Here is a 16027-nt window from a genome sequence, read left to right on the forward strand (position 1 = left end):
CGCCCAGTCCTCCACCTTGATCACCCTCCACAGTGACAGCAAAGGGGTCAGATTTCGGCCGTCGCCTGGGGGTCAGTTTTCACGCGTCGTCGACACGACGCTCGTGCAACATGTTGCGAACCCTCGCAGGGGCGATGAGGACGCTAACTCCGCCATTTGGGCCGGCGAGATCGGCCAATAGTTGCGAACCCTCGCAGGGGCGATGAGGACTCGCGTACGGTCCAACCCAGCGGCGGACCTGGCCCAGTTGCGAACCCTCGCAGGGGCGATGAGGACTTCTTAGACGCGTTCCGGGTAGACGCGGCCAACATCGCGTTGCGAACCCTCGCAGGGGCGATGAGGACCCTGTCCAGGTGTCCACACGTCTACCCCCTCGGATGTCTGTTGCGAACCCTCGCAGGGGCGATGAGGACGCGTACGCCTCCGTTTGCAGGAGGCCGGGCACGAGGTTGCGAACCCTCGCAGGGGCGATGAGGACGCGGAGTGGCTCGGGGAGAAAAACGCGGAACTCCGGTTGCGAACCCTCGCAGGGGCGATGAGGACTCCGTCTCATAGATCGTCATCCCCTCGAACGGGGACGCGTTGCGAACCCTCGCAGGGGCGATGAGGACTGGTTGCGGCTGAGCTTGCCGGCGCGAATGGCTTGTTGCGAACCCTCGCAGGGGCGATGAGGACGCGGAGAAGCGGGCCTTCTTGGCGAAGTCCTCGGGTTGCGAACCCTCGCAGGGGCGATGAGGACGGCGGAATGCCTAGCGGGCCGCACCATACGGGCGGCACGTTGCGAACCCTCGCAGGGGCGATGAGGACGCCTGACGGGTCCGTGACTCTCAAATGGCACACTCCGGGTTGCGAACCCTCGCAGGGGCGATGAGGACGAGCAGCCGCGTTCGAACGCCCCTATACACACGGCTAGTTGCGAACCCTCGCAGGGGCGATGAGGACATAAGGAGTTTGAGGCGTGGCCACAGTTGCCGCGCAGGTTGCGAACCCTCGCAGGGGCGATGAGGACAGCCGGCTCTGTTCTGAGGGGGAACATTGGCTAAGGGTTGCGAACCCTCGCAGGGGCGATGAGGACGGGAAGAACAGCCCCGTAGGGGGTGCCGTAGGGCATGTTGCGAACCCTCGCAGGGGCGATGAGGACGAGCGAATGGGATGAGCCGGGCTACGCCGTCATCATGTTGCGAACCCTCGCAGGGGCGATGAGGACACCGACTACACCGTGGACGGCTCGCTCACCCTGGAGGGTTGCGAACCCTCGCAGGGGCGATGAGGACTCGTCCAGGTCCGCGGGTACACCGGGCGCTACGTCCGGTTGCGAACCCTCGCAGGGGCGATGAGGACTCCCCCTCGCCCAGTGGCGCGCACAGGGCGGACACCCGTTGCGAACCCTCGCAGGGGCGATGAGGACCCGAAAGAGACATTCTCGAAAAGGTTATCCAGTCCTTGTTGCGAACCCTCGCAGGGGCGATGAGGACTAGAACGCTGGCCTGATAAGCCAGTAACGAAGGTTGTTGCGAACCCTCGCAGGGGCGATGAGGACGCTCAGTTACGTTCTTCGGTGCATGCGTCTCCCAGTTGTTGCGAACCCTCGCAGGGGCGATGAGGACCAATGATCGTCTTGGGGAACCACACCGGCGAGTTGCGTTGCGAACCCTCGCAGGGGCGATGAGGACGCCCGCTACGTCCCGGCCGGGGGTGGCCAGTGATGCGTTGCGAACCCTCGCAGGGGCGATGAGGACCCCGGCGGTCGCCCGCAACGCCCGCATCCGCGAGACGTTGCGAACCCTCGCAGGGGCGATGAGGACCTGCCCGCCGTGCTGCCCGCCCACGAGCGGCAGGTCCGGTTGCGAACCCTCGCAGGGGCGATGAGGACTCTCGCGCGCCGGTGACACCCGTGGGTGTCATGTGTTGCGAACCCTCGCAGGGGCGATGAGGACCAAGGTTTCCGTTTGGTCGAAGGTAACGGCCAATGACGTTGCGAACCCTCGCAGGGGCGATGAGGACGATACCCGTTGGAAGAAGTATGTCGGAAGAAGAGATAGAGGTTGCGAACCCTCGCAGGGGCGATGAGGACTCTCGCAACGTATGCTGAGGATTACCGCAAGCTGCGTCGTTGCGAACCCTCGCAGGGGCGATGAGGACGTGATGGACCCTCCCGCCGAGCAGGTCCGCGCGGCCCGGTTGCGAACCCTCGCAGGGGCGATGAGGACCCGTTGCGGATGTTGAGAACTTGATTGAGTGTATGTTGCGAACCCTCGCAGGGGCGATGAGGACGTGGGAATGGCCAGGTGGAGCACCATTTCGTGAACGTTGCGAACCCTCGCAGGGGCGATGAGGACGCTCTACGGCGCAAGCCTCCCGGATGGGTGGTCGGAGTTGCGAACCCTCGCAGGGGCGATGAGGACCATATACCAGCGCCCCCGCCCTTCCGCGCCCCGTCCCGGGTTGCGAACCCTCGCAGGGGCGATGAGGACCCGAAGGTAAAGTCGCAGGTCGAGAACATGATACGGCCCCGCTCTTGCACGAGTTCTTCAGCGATCCGCCGGTTGTGTTGCTGAGCCCGGCGTGTCGCTGAAATTTACTTGATCGACTCCTGTTCACCGGAAGCATCGTGGCGGGCTACAGCACGTCGGTGGGGGCCGGCTCTGCGGCGCCCCAGGCGTGCCGGATGGGCGTTGTTCCAGGTGGGAAGGTGTAGACGATGACGTTGTCGTAGCTAAGGTCCAGGAGGGTTTCGACTTCCCTTTGGAAGCGCCGGAGTTGGGCCGCGCTGACCTGTCCCTCGAAGACGCTGCGTTGCACATGGTGCAGGTACTTGCGGCAGGTCCGCAGGATTCGGGGGTTCCGTTCGGCTGCGGTGTCGTAGACGACTATGACGTGCACGCCCTCACCACCAGATTCTGAATGGCTTGTACGGGGTTCCTTCAAGGCAGCGTCGGGTGAGTGCGAGCGCGTCGAGGTAGAGGAGTTCGTCGTAGGCGACGGAGCGGCCGAGGGTACGGTGGGCGACGGTGACGGCGAGCTCGTCGCGGACGGCTTGAACGACGAGCTTGCGGCCGCTCTCGCTCAGCATTGCCTGGTTGGCCTCGCTGTCGAAGTGGTGCGGCCTGATCTGGTTGCGTGATGACATCCGTAAGAGCAGGCGTTCGGCGAACAGCGGTTTGAACATTTCCGCGAGGTCGAGGACCAGGGAGTGTCGCTGACGTTCCATGCTGCTGTGCAGGAAGGCGATGCCCGTATGGAGGGGTGTCAGGCGCAAGGCTGTCAGGGCGCGGGCGTAGGTGATGCCGTTGACGTAGCTGATGAACGCGTTGCCGGCGTTCTTTGGCGGGCGGCGGCTGCGGCCCCCGAGCTGAAGCCAGTCGGGGAGTTTGGTGTCGAGTACCTCCCATGCGGATCGTCGGAAGGTGCCTTCGATGCCCATGAGGTGAGCGGAGCTCTCCGCTGATTTGAGGTTGTTCTCCAGGGTGGCGTATGGGCGGGCGAGCAGTTTCCGGTCGATGACGCGACGGACGTTGAAGGCGGTGGAGCCGACGATGGAGCGGGCGATGTCCAAAGCCGCTTCGGGGTTTTCGGCCAGCCGCGCTTGGGCCAGGACTGTCTCGCCGGAGGTGCTCGTTTCGGAGGTAAGGAGCGATCCTGCGTAGTCGCCGTAGTAGCTGAGCAGGTGGACGTTGATGCGGTGGCGGTTCAGGAGGGCGACGACAGAGGTGTTGATGTCGGTTTCGGCGCAGGCGACGATGTCGCGGACGTCTGTTATGGGGATGTGAACCTTGCCGGCTGATTCGCGTTCGATGACGAGTGATTCGTCTTTGCGGCGGATCCGGCAGGGGCTGGTGAGCCAGTAGGTGCGTGCGGCGGCGGGCATGTCATTCCATCCAGCAGTAGTCGGTGAAGCTGCATCCTCTGCAGGCGGAACGCGCGAGTCGTTCGGGGGATGAGGGGGCTGCGGCGACTGCGAGGACGTCGGCGATGTCGGTCTGTGCCTGCTGGGCGGCCTCTGGCGTGTAGGGGTAGCGGTGGGCGCGGCGGGTCTTGGGGTAATGCAGGATCGTCCCTTCGGCGTCGATTCCGATTTGTTTGAGGCGATAGCAGTAGTGGCGTCCCTGGGCTTCGTCTGCAGGACTCGGCCTGGTCGATGATTTGACTTCGTGGACCCACCTTTGGCCGTCAACGAAGTCGAGCTTGGCGGCGCCCAGGTCGATGGGGCTACTGCGGCTGTACGAGGTTTCGTGGACGGCTTCACCGAGTTGGACAAGGCTGCTCAGGTACTCGGGGCGGACGCCTCGGAGGTAGAGCCAGAGCTGCCGGGGGCAGTGGTAGAGGTACTTGATGTGCACGCCGCCGACGTCGTCAGCGTCGATCATAGGATCTCACCCGCTTGATACACCTGTTGCGGATCATCGCGGATGTTCCGCAATCCCAGCGTGGGGTCGTACTCGGCGTCGATGATGCGGACCTTGAGGCGTTTGTCGTAGGAACCGAGCCTTACGGCCCATGCCGGCAGAGGAAGGAGGTACTGGTCAGCGTAAAGTCGCCCGGTTTTCTTATCGGATCCCTTCTCCAGCGCAGCCCGGTAGTTCTCGTGGTCTTCTTTGAGGATTGCTTCTATTCCATCGAACTGCGCGTCGAAGGCTTCGGCTAGCAGGGAGCGGTCGTCGAAGGGCTGACGAAAGTGCAGAAATGATTTCTCAAAATACCGCCGGTTATGGTCGACTTCTTCAGACCACTTCCGTCCCCAGGGGCTTGCGTAGATTTCGTCGAGCCACGTGGTGATGACCTGTTCGTTGACTGTCTGTCCATCATGGCGGGTGAGGATGTCCCAGCCGAGTTCGGTTGGCTCGGCCTCATAGACACCGTCGGCCCACAGTTCGCCTCCGCCTCCGCGCCGGGTGGTGTAGGCGGGTTGGTGGACAATGACCGGGGCAGGCTCCAGCGTGGCGAGGCGGTTGACGCGGCCGAAGCGTTGGACGAGGGCTTCCAGGTCCGCGGCGGAGGTGTGGCAGGCGTCGAGGTCGAGGTCGAGGGAGACTTCGAGCGCTTGGGTTCCGACCAGCAGGCCCGGCCGCCGGGGTTTTCCGCTGGCGAAACGTTCCCGGATGCGGGTTTCGATGGCGGTTCGGTCCATCCGGCGGTACCGCGAGTGCAGGAGATGGGCGGAGTCTTCGCCGTGGAGTTCGACGCAGTGGGGCCGGAGGTTCTCATAGAGCCCGATCGCGTCGCGGATGTTGTTGGCCACGACCAGGACGGACTGGCCATCGGCAAGCCGTCCGCGTATCTCCTTCAGGGAGACGTCCGCGGTGAGGTGGTCCTTGCGGATGTGGAGCCGGTGGCGGATCGGCGGTCGGATTCCGGCAGGCGGCTCGACCAGAGTGGTGTGCCCTCCGAGAGTGTCGGTCACCAGCTTTGCCAGGGCGGTCGGCAGGGTCGCGGAGAGCACTGCGACGCGTCCGCCGAGATCCTGCCAGAAGCTCATGATGGCGAGGAGCATGCCGAGGCGGCGTGCGTCATAGGCATGCAGCTCGTCCAGGACGAAGATCGAGTTGGCGCTGTCGGCCAGGATGCTGGAGTGGACGGGGCCGGCCAAGGCGCCGCGAAGAAACTGGTAAGGGGTGCCGACGCGCAGGAGTTCGCGGAAGTTCTTCGTCGCTTCCGCCCTGGAATGGGCTTTGGACGCGGCATCGACCGGGGCCCTGTCGCCGTCGGGGCAGCCTTCGGCGAGGGATTGCGCGAGATGGTACGAGGCCGCCTTTGAATGAGCGACGCCGATCGCATCCGGGGCGTCCAGGTCTTCACGCAGGCGGCCGGTCATCGCGTTGATGCTGGCCAGGTAGGGCAATAGGTAGAACACGCGCGGGTTGCCGTTGGCGCGAGACGCCATGTCGGCGATTTGAGTCGCCGCCCAGAGCAGGACGGCTTCGGTTTTGCCGCTTCCCGTCCATGAGCGGAGGAGGAGGTTGCCAGTGACGTCGGCGGCCTGGCGCTGCTGGGGCCGGAGCGCATCGCCTCGCGCGGCGAGGCGGTCGGTCAGCCGAGCGAGATAGGTCTCATCCAGCGGATGTCTGGTCTCCAGTGGGGAGTGCGCTGAGGAGAGGTGGTCGGCCATGGTGACGACGCCCAGTAACAAGACGGCTGTTCGCCCGTCGGCGTCGCCGGGTGGCAGTTTCCATTCCCACCGATCCATGACGTCCTGGAAGAGTCTGTGAGCCGCGTCGGTCAGTCGCCGGAGGTCCGCGCGCGGGACGGATTCGCCGACCGGTAGACGGTGGCGGAGGCCGGTGGTGTGTAACCATTCCATGAGGTCGGCCAGGTGGCGCTCGTCGGCAGGAGCGAAACGGCGGGCGAAGTCGTCGGGTTGGTCGTCGCCGTACTGCGTGAACAGGGGCAGTTTGGGCGGTGCCTCAAGGCCCGAGGTGAACGGACGGTGGTGGCCTGCCACTGCGGCCGCGACCCATTGGCGGTGCTCGTCGGGAAGGTCCGTGAGCAGAAGCTCCACGAATCCCAAGGAGAGCATTTCGTGTCGTTCGCCCCAGACGGCCGGCTCCTGACCGGTGTTGCCGATCATCCGCTGGAACCCGTCCGGAAGCTTGCCGGTGTCGTGAAGAAGCGCGGCGAGCGCCGCCCAGGTCCAGAAGTCGGCGGGCAGGCCGGGGATGTCGCCGATCCGCGCCCGGATCACTTCGACGGCTTCCAGGGTGTTGCGCAGATGGCTGGTCAGCAGTTCACCGGGCACGCCCGGCTTGGTGGAGCTCTTCGCGCGGAGGTTCCTCACGGCTGCTCCGGGCTTCAGGCGACGGGGGCCAGCTGGTTCGGATGGACGGGCGGGAGCATCGCGACGGCTTGTCCCTGCTCGGTGGCCAGCCCGGTGTCGATCTCGGCGCGAGCACCCGATGGCGCGTATCGGTAGCTGTCCCATTTGAATCGGGCGCGGTCGTCGGAGATGACCGTGGTCAGCCGCATCGCCGTGCCCGCCGCGCCCGGCACGTCGAAGGGGACGACGGCATGCCCCTGACGGCCGCTCCCCCCGGTCAGCTGGACGAGTTCGGTGGTCGCTGTGACCAGGTCCTGGCTGCGGCCGAGCCTAAGGGGCCAGACCGGGCGGCGGATCGCCCGCGTCCACAGGTCGGTGTCGTCGACAAGCCACACGGTCAGCGTTACTCGGGCGAGGAATTCGCGGTCCTTGATGGTGACGTTGGTCGGCGTGCCGGGGCTGCCGAGGGGATGGTAGGTCTCCAGGTCCCTGCCCGCGCCGGCGGCATGAAAAGCCATGGCGAAACGAGTGTCGTCGGGGACGCAGTCCCACCCTCCGGCCGCCGCGGCGAGCATCCCGCCGACAGTGGACGGGGGTGGGCAGGGCAGCCCGACCTGCAGCCCGTCGTAGAGGGGGTTACGGAAACTGACGACCGGCGCGGTGACGGTCAGCTCCAAGGCCTCGGGCATGATGTGCTCCTCGCAGCGGCATGGACGGCGCGTTGTGGACGGCGAAGGCTCCCCTCGAAGGGCCGATGATCAATGTGATGCGGCTACACCGGGTCGTCGAACCAGGGGTCGTGGTCTCCGGCCTCGATCTCCGAGGCCAGGGTGTTCAGCACCGTGCGCGGGTGGCCGAAGATCAGCTTCTCGTCCTTGACGAGGTCGGCGAGATCGCTGCTCGCCCGGTCGCGCTGACCGCCCAGGAAACCGGGCGCCCACCCGACGCGGACCGGGCCGTCCAACTCGTCCGACCAGGCGCCGATCTCCTCGCGCAGGACGTCGGGGTCGAAGTACGTCACCTTCTCACGTTCCCGGACGACCCTGGTGAAGGGGTTGGTGCCGCCCTTGACCGGCGCCAGGACCACCAGGCCCGGCGTGCGATCGCCGTAGTGGGCCGACTGCTTGGCCCCGCCCTTGACCATGGCCATGGTCCGCAGCAGCACCGCCACCCGCCGGCGCCGCTCGTCGAGCGGCAACCGCACGCACTGGACGCCGCGCAGCACGACCTCGCTGCCGCCCTTTTTGATCACCTCGTCCGCCAGGCGCGGGGGCAGCGCGGCCTTCGTGGTCCGGCCGCCGGTTTCGAAGGTCCCGACGCGCGGCAGGTCCAGAAGCAGGTCGCCGGCCAGGTCCGCGGTGTACATCTCGTGCTCGTGGATCACCGGGTGGGTGCCGGGCTCGAAGTCCCGGCTCATCGTCCCGAAGTCCATGACCGGCTTGCTGGGCACGACCGAGACCAGCGTGCCGGTGGCAAGGACGGTGTCGCGCATGAACGTCTTCGACTCGCCCTTGTTCGCTCCCGCGTCGTTCGCCTTGACCGCGATCATGTAGCCGAACAGGTCGTCGTCCAGGTACAGGTCGGGACGGCCGCGGGTGTACGCCTGCTGCTTCTTGCCCTCGCCGCTGCGGATCACCGGCGAGGTCGGCTCTCCGGCCGGCAGGCTGTCACGCAGCCAGCGGCGGCTCGCCTGGGCCGACACGTACGGGTACTTGTCGCTCCTGCCCACCGTGAACTGCTTGACCATGCCGCGGTTGTCCTCGCCGCGGCCGTTGTTCGGCGCACCGGCCTTGATCTCCAGAATCTGCTGCCCCACCAGGAACGTCACTGTTCCGCCCCTTCCTCCTGGTCGCCGCCGGCGGCGTCGGCCAGGTCCTTGATCTCTTGGAGTTCCTCCTGCGAGCCCTTCGGCTCCCACCCCGCCTCGGCCAGCGCCTCCAGCACGGCGAAGACCAGCAGCCGCCGCCAGGACCAGGACCGCTCGTCCTCGAACAGCAACCGGTACTCCCGCACCGGAAGCAGGACCGCCGAGGTGTCCCTGGGCCGCGGGAACAGTAGCCAGTCCACGCCCTTGGAGCGGAACCAGCCGTACAGGTTCCCGCCCTTGCTGTTCGCGCGGATGAAGTCCCGGAACGGCCCCGGACGGCTGTCCTGCCCCAGCAGCGCGGCCAGACGTCCTGCCAGTTCCTTGATCCGCTCGACGTCCTTGTCGTCCATGGTCAGCACCTCACGGCAGTACGAGTACAAGAGCGGGGCCAAGACCTTGGCCTCAGCGGGAATGAGGACCCTCGGCGAGATCAGGCCGAGAATGTGACCGATCGCGAAGTCCACAACCTGTGCGGGCCGGGTGAAAGCCCGCTTGGCCAAGAACGCCTCGCCTGGAACCTGCTTGGTCGCCTGGGTCGCGGCCAAGGTCGGGTATCCGGCGCGGCGCTCCGGATCCCGGTTGGTGGAGCGCAGCCATTCCGCGACCGGCTGGCTCAGCTCCTGAGTCGCGAACAACTGCTCCTTGTTGGAGTTGGACAGGACGATCAACTCCACACCGGAGGTGATCCGCCGGCTGTAGGCGCGCACCGCATGCAGCACCCACAACTCACGTGCGTACCGGCCCGGCTTCTCCCCTTTGGACGGTCCAGCGGCGGCCTGCTGCAGGGTCCGGCCGACCGTCGTCCTGGTCATCTTCTCCAGGAATTCGTCGTCCCAGGAATGCATCAGTGCGGCACGACCACCCGACAGCGATGCCCCGTACGGGAACGCCCAGAGACTGGCCACACACGGATAGCACAGCGGCGTGCCCTCGTGGCCCGGCGCGGTTGTGTTGCGATGAGCGATGCTCGCCCCGAGCGGAATGTCGACCTTCCCGTACCAGTCACATGCCGCACGCCCGCAGTACGCACACGGGACACCCGGCCAGCCGGCGGAGTCGGGCCAAGCACGCCACTCACGGATCAGCCTCTCCCGCTCCGCAGGAGACTGCTTTCCGCGCGCGGTCGGGTTCAGCTTCGAGTTGGGCCAGAGCAGATAACTCGCCCCCAACCAGAAACCGCCGGGATCCGCGGCCTTGGCGGCCTTGACCGTCTCCAGCAGATGCCTGGTCATCAACTTCACGACGTCGGCGAGGGCCTGCCCCGACACATCCTTGGGATGACTCACATCGGCGAGCTCTGCCAGCGCAAACGCCCCCACGCGCTGCAACGGACTCGCGGTCAACACCAGGGACCGCGGATCAGCCGAATCGTCGGCTATACCCGACCCCCTGTGAGGCCTCCCGGCCGGTGCGGCACCTAAGACGTCCGGCGCGGAGTCAGGCACCGATCCAGCCCATCCCCGCGCTGTTGGCCTGCCCCAGACCCCATGAGTGCAGCGCGGAGAGCGTCTCGGGCGCGCCCGACACCACTACCTCGACGCAGGCACCCGGCTTCTTCCCGCCCGATGCACTACCCACCGAGAACGAGCGCTTCGGGCCGACCCACCTGACGCTCTCCAGCGTGACATCCGGGTCCAGCCCCATGGTCACCGCCTTGCGCCGCATGTTCCCCTGCACGTAGGCGTCCCACTCCGGCTCCCCCGGAAGACACCACGCCTGCCGGCTCGAGCGGGCACCGGACTCATCACGTCCCGCGCCCTTCATCACCACCGGCGTCACCGTCCGGAACACCGCCCTCCCGGACGAGAAGACCGGCGCCTCCACCGGCTCGACTTCGTCGACGATGAACGCGGTCGCCCCCCACGCCAGTACCGGCGTCGAGGCCAGCGCCTTAGCCCACCCCTCGACTACGGCGAGCAGCGGACTCCCGAACTCCAAGATCCCGGGGCCGTCGGCGACGTAGACACCGCGCCGCCGCCTCGCGGACGGGAAGACCGGCGCCCCGTAGCCGAACGGGACCAGCCCGTGCGGTCCCCACCCGGAGTCGTGCAGAGTTCGCCCGAGCTCGGGCGCGCCTCGCTCCAGCAGCGAGTAGGACAGAGCCCGCCCCGGAGCCAGCACCTCGTCCCAGTCCAACTCACGGGCCCCGGTATGGAATGTCACTCGTATCCGCACTGCTCCCCGTCCTTTCTCGTCCCTCGGTACGACTAGAAGATCCCGCTCTCGACTTCTACCGATGGACGGTTCTGTCAGAGCTGCCTGCGAGCGCGAGTCGCGGCTTTCGTCCGGCCCGGACGCTACACGGCATTCATCCAGCCGACCTGTGAACCAAAACGCTAACCAGGAGTAACCCTGTCCGAATGTGGCCTTGACCCGACGTAGAGCTCTGCTGAACAAGATCGCCTTGACAAGGCACCGCCCATAGGGGTCGCAACGGTTGGGTTCCTTGCTTCATGCAGTCTGCTGACCCACCCTCATCGCCCCTGCGAGAGGTCCGCCGTCCACCACGCAGTACTGCGAGGCCGGCTAAAGGCCCTGAGCATCGGGGACACTCGGCCCAAATTTCAGCAGCCCCCGAGCTCAACTGCCCAACGGGAGGTTCGATGAAGAATCGACCTGCATCCTCCCTCAGAAGCACTTCGCGATCTGCGGCTTTGCATTAGGCACCCTCATCGCCTCTGCGGGGGTTCGCAACCGGACGTGAGCGGCGGTCTTGATCGCGGGGATCGAGTCCTCATTGCGCTGGCGGACCGCGTGAAGGTGATCTCGCGCGAGTGCGTTGTGCCTGGCCCTGGCACCGAACCAGAAACCGGCTGGCAGCGGCATGATCGAAATCGCGTTAATGCGCACGGCACCGATAGCTAGCCGTTCCGCGGTTACCGCCGCCGCAATGTTCTCGTCCGCGAAGGTGTCGATGCGCCTTCCTTCAGTCACGGATGAACCTCAGAGAGAGATGCACTGCGCCGCGGGATCTGTCAAAAAGAGTGCGGAGGCAGCTCAGGTTTCGACCCGCTGCGGTTGTGTTGATCGCTGCGACCGGTGGAACATCAACCAGACGGGGTGGGCATTCAAGTTTCAATCCGATGCGGTTGTGTTGATCGCTGCGACAGTACCTCAGATTATGGGGTCTGACCTGCAGGTTTGCAAGATCATGCGCCAACCTCCTCGGAACCGATCTTGAAGAGGCGCCACAAACGATCTTCAAATGGGTGTTTGCGCAGGTCACAGGCAAGTTTGAGGGTGCGCGCCAACCTCCTGACAATTCTGTGAATGGCAGGAACGCTGCTCGTCCATCGGTTGTACGTATGAGGACACGTGAGCGGACAAGGACAGGGGCGCGGCTGGCTGAGCGGCTGGCCAGTGATCGGGTGCTGTGGGCCGCCTGGTCGCGGGTGGCGGCCGGCAGCGGCATGGCCGGGGCGGACGGCGTCACCGCGGCCGTGTTCGGCCGCGAGGTCGGCCCCCGGCTGACGACCCTGGCGACGCTGCTGCGGGAATAGCGGTACCAGGCACAGCCGCTCCGGCCGGTGCGGTTGATGCGTGGCGGCAAGCTGCGGACGCGGGGGTTGCCGACCATCTGCGACCGCATCGTCCAGCGAGCCTTCCTGAACGTTCACGGGACTCGGTTGAATCCTGCCAACCCGGTCAGTTTCTCATACCGTCCCGGGCGGTCATGGCTCAACGCGCTCGAGCAGGTGCAGCGGCATCGCGATTGCGGGCTGAGGTGGGTTCTGCGGACCGACATCGCCGACTTCTTCGCCGAGGTCGACCACCGGCTCCTGCTGGAACAGGTCGCGGGTGGATACGCGATCCCTACGCCGCCGAGCTCGTCCGCTCCTGGGTGACTGCGCCATGGCTGATGCCCGAAGGGGTGGTGCAGCGCCCAGAGGATTGCCGGAGGGCGCACCGATCAGCCCGGCCCTCGCGGAGCTCTTCCTCGCCGATTTCGATCGTGAAGTCGACGGGAGATCGGGGCGCCCGGTCCGCTACGCCGACGACCTCACCGTCCTGTGCCAAGGACCAGACGAGGCGATGGCGGCTCTCACCGATGTCGACCGGGCCCTGACGGCGCGAGGGCTGCGTATCAACCCCGACAAGACCTACATCGCCAACTTCGATTTCGGGTTCACCCTGCTGGGCTGGCGTTTCGCCGGCACGACAGCGCAGCCCGCCGCCGGCACGGAAGAGGGAGGCCGCTGAGGTGGGTCGTGCCATGAACGGGCCGGTACTGGTCTGCTACGACGTATTCGACGACGGCCGCCGCAACCGGCTGCGGGCCGCGCTGGAGGAGGTCGCCAACCGGTTCCAGAAGAGCGGCTGGCTCATCCCCGACGCAGCGGGCCTGGACGCCCACCGCGTCGCCGCCGCGCTCGAAAGTCTGCTGGCCCCCATCGACCGGCTCCGCATCTACGCACCCTGCCCCGCGTGCGCGCGCCAGGTCCGGACCGTCCCGGCGGGGCCACCACTCGTCCGACCGGCTTGGGTCGCGGACTGACCGCAACACCCGCGACCTCTCTAGGGTGCATCCAGACCCGACGAGACGAAGGCCGAGGCCCGCATGCCTGCTCGCATCATCGTCCACCTCGAACCCGCCGCCAGGCGCCCACCCGTTCCCCCGCCGCACACCGGCCCCGCCGTCAACGCCGCATTCCTGGCCGCCCTACGCGACACCGGCGAAGACGCCCTGTCGGCCGCGCTCCACGAGATCCGTCCGCCCAAGCCGTTCGCGCTCACCCCGCTTCTGGACGAACGGGACCGACGCGCCAACGCCTCCAGCAAACAAGTACGGTTCGAGATCGGGATCCTGGCCAACTCGCTCACCGCCCCCATCCTCCAAGCTCTGGCGGCCACCGGAGACGTGCGGATAGCCCGCTGCCAATACAAGGTCGCAGCCATCGAACTAGCCGGAGCCGAGACGTTTCCCGACCTCCTCGCCGGTGCCGCATCTGCCAGCCGATGGACACTGCGGATAGCGACACCGGTCGCATTCTTCACCGCCCTGGAAGAGGGTGTGCGGAGAGTCCGCCTCTTCCCCGAACCGGACTGGGTCTTCTCCGACCTCTACCGAAAGTGGAACGCATTCGCTCCTGAAGTTGCACTAGGTAAGGCGACGGCCCAGACCATCACTCAGAACCTAGAAGTCGCAGACTACCGCCTCACGATGGGCGAATACCTACTCAAGGCCGGCGTCCCGCCAGTACGTGGCAGCATCGGCACGATCTCCTACCGCATCGCCGACATCCGCCACACCACCGCCGAAGGGCGAGCGGGCTTGGACGCCCTCATCCGCTTCAGCGCCTACGCGGGCATCGGCGACCGCACCACCATCGGCATGGGGCACACCATTCCATCAACCCGATGACACAGTAGAAAGCTGCGCAGCACCAGGATAACGATCGGAATAGTCGAAACCGTCGCAGGGGCGATGAGAACGCTGTACGAGGACATCAAAGTCTTGTGCGGGCGCATGTTGCAAACCCTCGCAGGGGCGATGAGGACCAGCGGAGGGTGCAGAGGGGTTCGATTCCCCTCCCGGCCAGTTGCGAACCCTCGCAGGGGCGATGAGGACCCACTCGACTTCTGGGAATGGTTGCCGCTCCGAATGAGGTTGCGAACCCTCGCAGGGGCGATGAGGACCGGTCTCAGGGTGTGCGGGAGAGAGAGAGAGAGAGGGGCTGCATGCCGTTGCGAACCCTCGCAGGGGCGATGAGGACTCGGATAACTCACTTGGAGATCACCCCTTTGGGGATTTGTTGCGAACCCTCGCAGGGGCGATGAGGACGCGACGCGCTCGACCTCGGCGCGGCCGAGCCCCTGTTGCGAACCCTCGCAGGGGCGATGAGGACCACGGCCCGGCGGGCGGGTCGGCGAGGGTGTCCAGTTGCGAACCCTCGCAGGGGCGATGAGGACAACGCTCGGTGGGGTACGGGGCGTGCCGGCTGGACGCGTTGCGAACCCTCGCAGGGGCGATGAGGACGTGGATCGCGCTCGCCGCGGTGTGCCTGACCAGAGTGTTGCGAACCCTCGCAGGGGCGATGAGGACCTGGAGGAGCATATTCGGCACCATCCGGGAGCGAGGTTGCGAACCCTCGCAGGGGCGATGAGGACGCGACGCGCTCGACCTCGGCGCGGCCGAGCCCCTGTTGCGAACCCTCGCAGGGGCGATGAGGACTCCAGACTGGCGCCGTCTCAGCACGGAGCATGAGGGTTGCGAACCCTCGCAGGGGCGATGAGGACTCATGATCGTAGACCCTAGGTGACCAGGGCATACGGTTGCGAACCCTCGCAGGGGCGATGAGGACGTCGACCCCGCCACCATCACCCGCATCGATCGGCTGTTGCGAACCCTCGCAGGGGCGATGAGGACCAGGCGGGAAAAGAACAAAGCGCGCAGACAGCAAAAAGTTGCGAACCCTCGCAGGGGCGATGAGGACTGGAGCAAGGACCTGGTCCCGGCCAAGGCCTGGTAGTTGCGAACCCTCGCAGGGGCGATGAGGACGCGAATTTTGGGAGAGAGGAAAGCTGTTCAATGTATGTTGCGAACCCTCGCAGGGGCGATGAGGACCTGCGGAGAATGGCGGCTAACGCCGCTTGCGCTTGTTGCGAACCCTCGCAGGGGCGATGAGGACGCACAAGACGCGTGAGTAACGCGCAGGCCAAGCGCGTTGCGAACCCTCGCAGGGGCGATGAGGACAGCACAAGACGCGTGAGTAACGCGCAGGCCAAGCGCGTTGCGAACCCTCGCAGGGGCGATGAGGACCTGCGGAGCGCTCTCACCGTTCCCTTCCCGAAACTGTTGCGAACCCTCGCAGGGGCGATGAGGACCAGCAGGTTGCCGGGCTCGTCGGCGAAGAAGACCGCGTTGCGAACCCTCGCAGGGGCGATGAGGACTCGGAGACGCCGCGTGCGTCGAGGGCGACCGCCCAGTTGCGAACCCTCGCAGGGGCGATGAGGACTTGTTGGGGATCTCCCGCACGTGGAACGGCCCAGTTGCGAACCCTCGCAGGGGCGATGAGGACAGGTCATCGGCAACCGCATCGCCGCGCTCGCCTAGTTGCGAACCCTCGCAGGGGCGATGAGGACCCCACGGTAAAGCCGCAGGTGCCGTCGGTGCTAGAGGGGCGTCGAGAGGCCGATTTTTCAGCGATCCGTCGGTTGTGCAGATGAGCCCGGCGTGTCGCTGAAATCAGCTGATCAACTACGCCGATGGCCTGGGCACGCTGGTCCGGCACGGTGGCGCTCGTACCGCGCCTACTGCCGAGGAGGGCAGCATGATCTCCACCTACGCCCACCATCGCCCATGCCCTTCACGACAGACAAGCCGTGCTCGCGTCTCGGACGTAGCGGACCCTAGTTGTCGCCGAGTGTGCTGTGATCGCGAACGGTCCAGTTGACGCCGACGGAAGGGG

At 66.1% G+C, this 16027-nt stretch carries 13 protein-coding genes and 2 CRISPR repeat arrays; of the genes, 4 read left to right on the plus strand and 9 right to left on the minus strand.

What is annotated here, in order from left to right:
- Positions 1 to 112 precede the first annotated feature (112 nt).
- Positions 113 to 2474: direct repeats of the CRISPR family, unit length 30 nt; unit sequence GTTGCGAACCCTCGCAGGGGCGATGAGGAC.
- 145 nt (positions 2475 to 2619) lie between these two features.
- From cas2 to ABTW95_RS24830, 9 genes are all read right to left on the minus strand, one after another.
- The gene (gene cas2 / locus ABTW95_RS24790) at positions 2620 to 2883 is read right to left on the minus strand and encodes a CRISPR-associated endonuclease Cas2 (protein WP_500224853.1); all 264 of its coding nucleotides are present in this window, start codon (positions 2881 to 2883) and stop codon (positions 2620 to 2622) included.
- Between the two features lie 4 nt (positions 2884 to 2887).
- Positions 2888 to 3868 carry a CRISPR-associated endonuclease Cas1 gene (gene cas1, locus ABTW95_RS24795; protein WP_500227516.1) on the minus strand — a complete coding sequence of 327 codons (981 nt, stop codon included), beginning with the start codon at positions 3866 to 3868 and terminating at the stop codon, positions 2888 to 2890.
- A 1-nt stretch (position 3869) separates the two neighbouring features.
- Positions 3870 to 4367 carry a CRISPR-associated protein Cas4 gene (locus ABTW95_RS24800; protein WP_500227517.1) on the minus strand — a complete coding sequence of 166 codons (498 nt, stop codon included), beginning with the start codon at positions 4365 to 4367 and terminating at the stop codon, positions 3870 to 3872.
- Entirely contained in the window at positions 4364 to 6772 is a 2409-nt protein-coding gene (gene cas3, locus ABTW95_RS24805) for a CRISPR-associated helicase Cas3' (protein ID WP_500227518.1), read from the minus strand. The genes ABTW95_RS24800 and cas3 overlap by 4 nt, the downstream gene beginning before the upstream one ends.
- Positions 6773 to 6786: 14 nt before the next feature.
- Positions 6787 to 7440 (minus strand): CRISPR-associated protein Cas5, encoded by a 654-nt coding sequence (gene cas5, locus ABTW95_RS24810; protein ID WP_500227519.1) that lies wholly within the window; start codon positions 7438 to 7440, stop codon positions 6787 to 6789.
- Positions 7441 to 7523: 83 nt separating this feature from the next.
- Positions 7524 to 8579, minus strand: a complete 1056-nt coding sequence (gene cas7i, locus ABTW95_RS24815) for a type I-B CRISPR-associated protein Cas7/Cst2/DevR (RefSeq protein WP_500227520.1) — start codon at positions 8577 to 8579, stop codon at positions 7524 to 7526.
- Positions 8576 to 9937: a hypothetical protein gene (locus tag ABTW95_RS24820; protein ID WP_500227521.1), complete on the minus strand. Its 1362-nt coding sequence runs from the start codon at positions 9935 to 9937 to the stop codon at positions 8576 to 8578. The genes cas7i and ABTW95_RS24820 overlap by 4 nt, the downstream gene beginning before the upstream one ends.
- A 118-nt stretch (positions 9938 to 10055) precedes the next feature.
- Entirely contained in the window at positions 10056 to 10754 is a 699-nt protein-coding gene (locus tag ABTW95_RS24825) for a CRISPR-associated endoribonuclease Cas6 (protein WP_500227522.1), read from the minus strand.
- Between the two features lie 492 nt (positions 10755 to 11246).
- Positions 11247 to 11552: a hypothetical protein gene (locus ABTW95_RS24830; RefSeq protein ID WP_500227523.1), complete on the minus strand. Its 306-nt coding sequence runs from the start codon at positions 11550 to 11552 to the stop codon at positions 11247 to 11249.
- A gap of 371 nt (positions 11553 to 11923) precedes the next feature.
- Between ABTW95_RS24830 and ABTW95_RS24835 the strand changes: the two genes are divergently transcribed.
- From ABTW95_RS24835 to cas6, 4 genes are all read left to right on the plus strand, one after another.
- On the plus strand, positions 11924 to 12118 hold the full coding sequence (locus tag ABTW95_RS24835) for a hypothetical protein (RefSeq protein ID WP_500227524.1): 195 nt from the start codon (positions 11924 to 11926) through the stop codon (positions 12116 to 12118).
- A gap of 352 nt (positions 12119 to 12470) precedes the next feature.
- Positions 12471 to 12818 (plus strand): reverse transcriptase domain-containing protein, encoded by a 348-nt coding sequence (locus ABTW95_RS24840; RefSeq protein ID WP_500227525.1) that lies wholly within the window; start codon positions 12471 to 12473, stop codon positions 12816 to 12818.
- A gap of 13 nt (positions 12819 to 12831) precedes the next feature.
- Entirely contained in the window at positions 12832 to 13113 is a 282-nt protein-coding gene (locus ABTW95_RS24845; RefSeq protein ID WP_500227526.1) for a CRISPR-associated endonuclease Cas2, read from the plus strand.
- A gap of 63 nt (positions 13114 to 13176) precedes the next feature.
- Entirely contained in the window at positions 13177 to 13980 is an 804-nt protein-coding gene (gene cas6 / locus ABTW95_RS24850) for a CRISPR system precrRNA processing endoribonuclease RAMP protein Cas6 (protein ID WP_500227527.1), read from the plus strand.
- Positions 13981 to 14087: 107 nt separating this feature from the next.
- A CRISPR array of direct repeats spans positions 14088 to 15701; the repeat unit is 30 nt; unit sequence GTTGCGAACCCTCGCAGGGGCGATGAGGAC.
- Positions 15702 to 16027 lie beyond the last annotated feature (326 nt).

Origin of the sequence: Spirillospora sp. NPDC127506 (genome assembly GCF_040302145.1) — a bacterium.
GTDB lineage: Bacteria > Actinomycetota > Actinomycetes > Streptosporangiales > Streptosporangiaceae > Spirillospora.

What these genes read in the sequence shown, in the direction of transcription:
- cas1 (WP_500227516.1), bottom strand. Translation starts at nt 3,868, where the DNA reads ATGCCCGCCGCCGCACGCACCTACTGGCTCACCAGCCCCTGCCGGATC.
- ABTW95_RS24800 (WP_500227517.1), bottom strand. Translation starts at nt 4,367, where the DNA reads ATGATCGACGCTGACGACGTCGGCGGCGTGCACATCAAGTACCTCTAC.
- cas5 (WP_500227519.1), bottom strand. Translation starts at nt 7,440, where the DNA reads ATGCCCGAGGCCTTGGAGCTGACCGTCACCGCGCCGGTCGTCAGTTTC.
- ABTW95_RS24835 (WP_500227524.1), top strand. Translation starts at nt 11,924, where the DNA reads ATGAGGACACGTGAGCGGACAAGGACAGGGGCGCGGCTGGCTGAGCGG.
- ABTW95_RS24840 (WP_500227525.1), top strand. Translation starts at nt 12,471, where the DNA reads ATGGCTGATGCCCGAAGGGGTGGTGCAGCGCCCAGAGGATTGCCGGAG.
- ABTW95_RS24845 (WP_500227526.1), top strand. Translation starts at nt 12,832, where the DNA reads ATGAACGGGCCGGTACTGGTCTGCTACGACGTATTCGACGACGGCCGC.
- cas6 (WP_500227527.1), top strand. Translation starts at nt 13,177, where the DNA reads ATGCCTGCTCGCATCATCGTCCACCTCGAACCCGCCGCCAGGCGCCCA.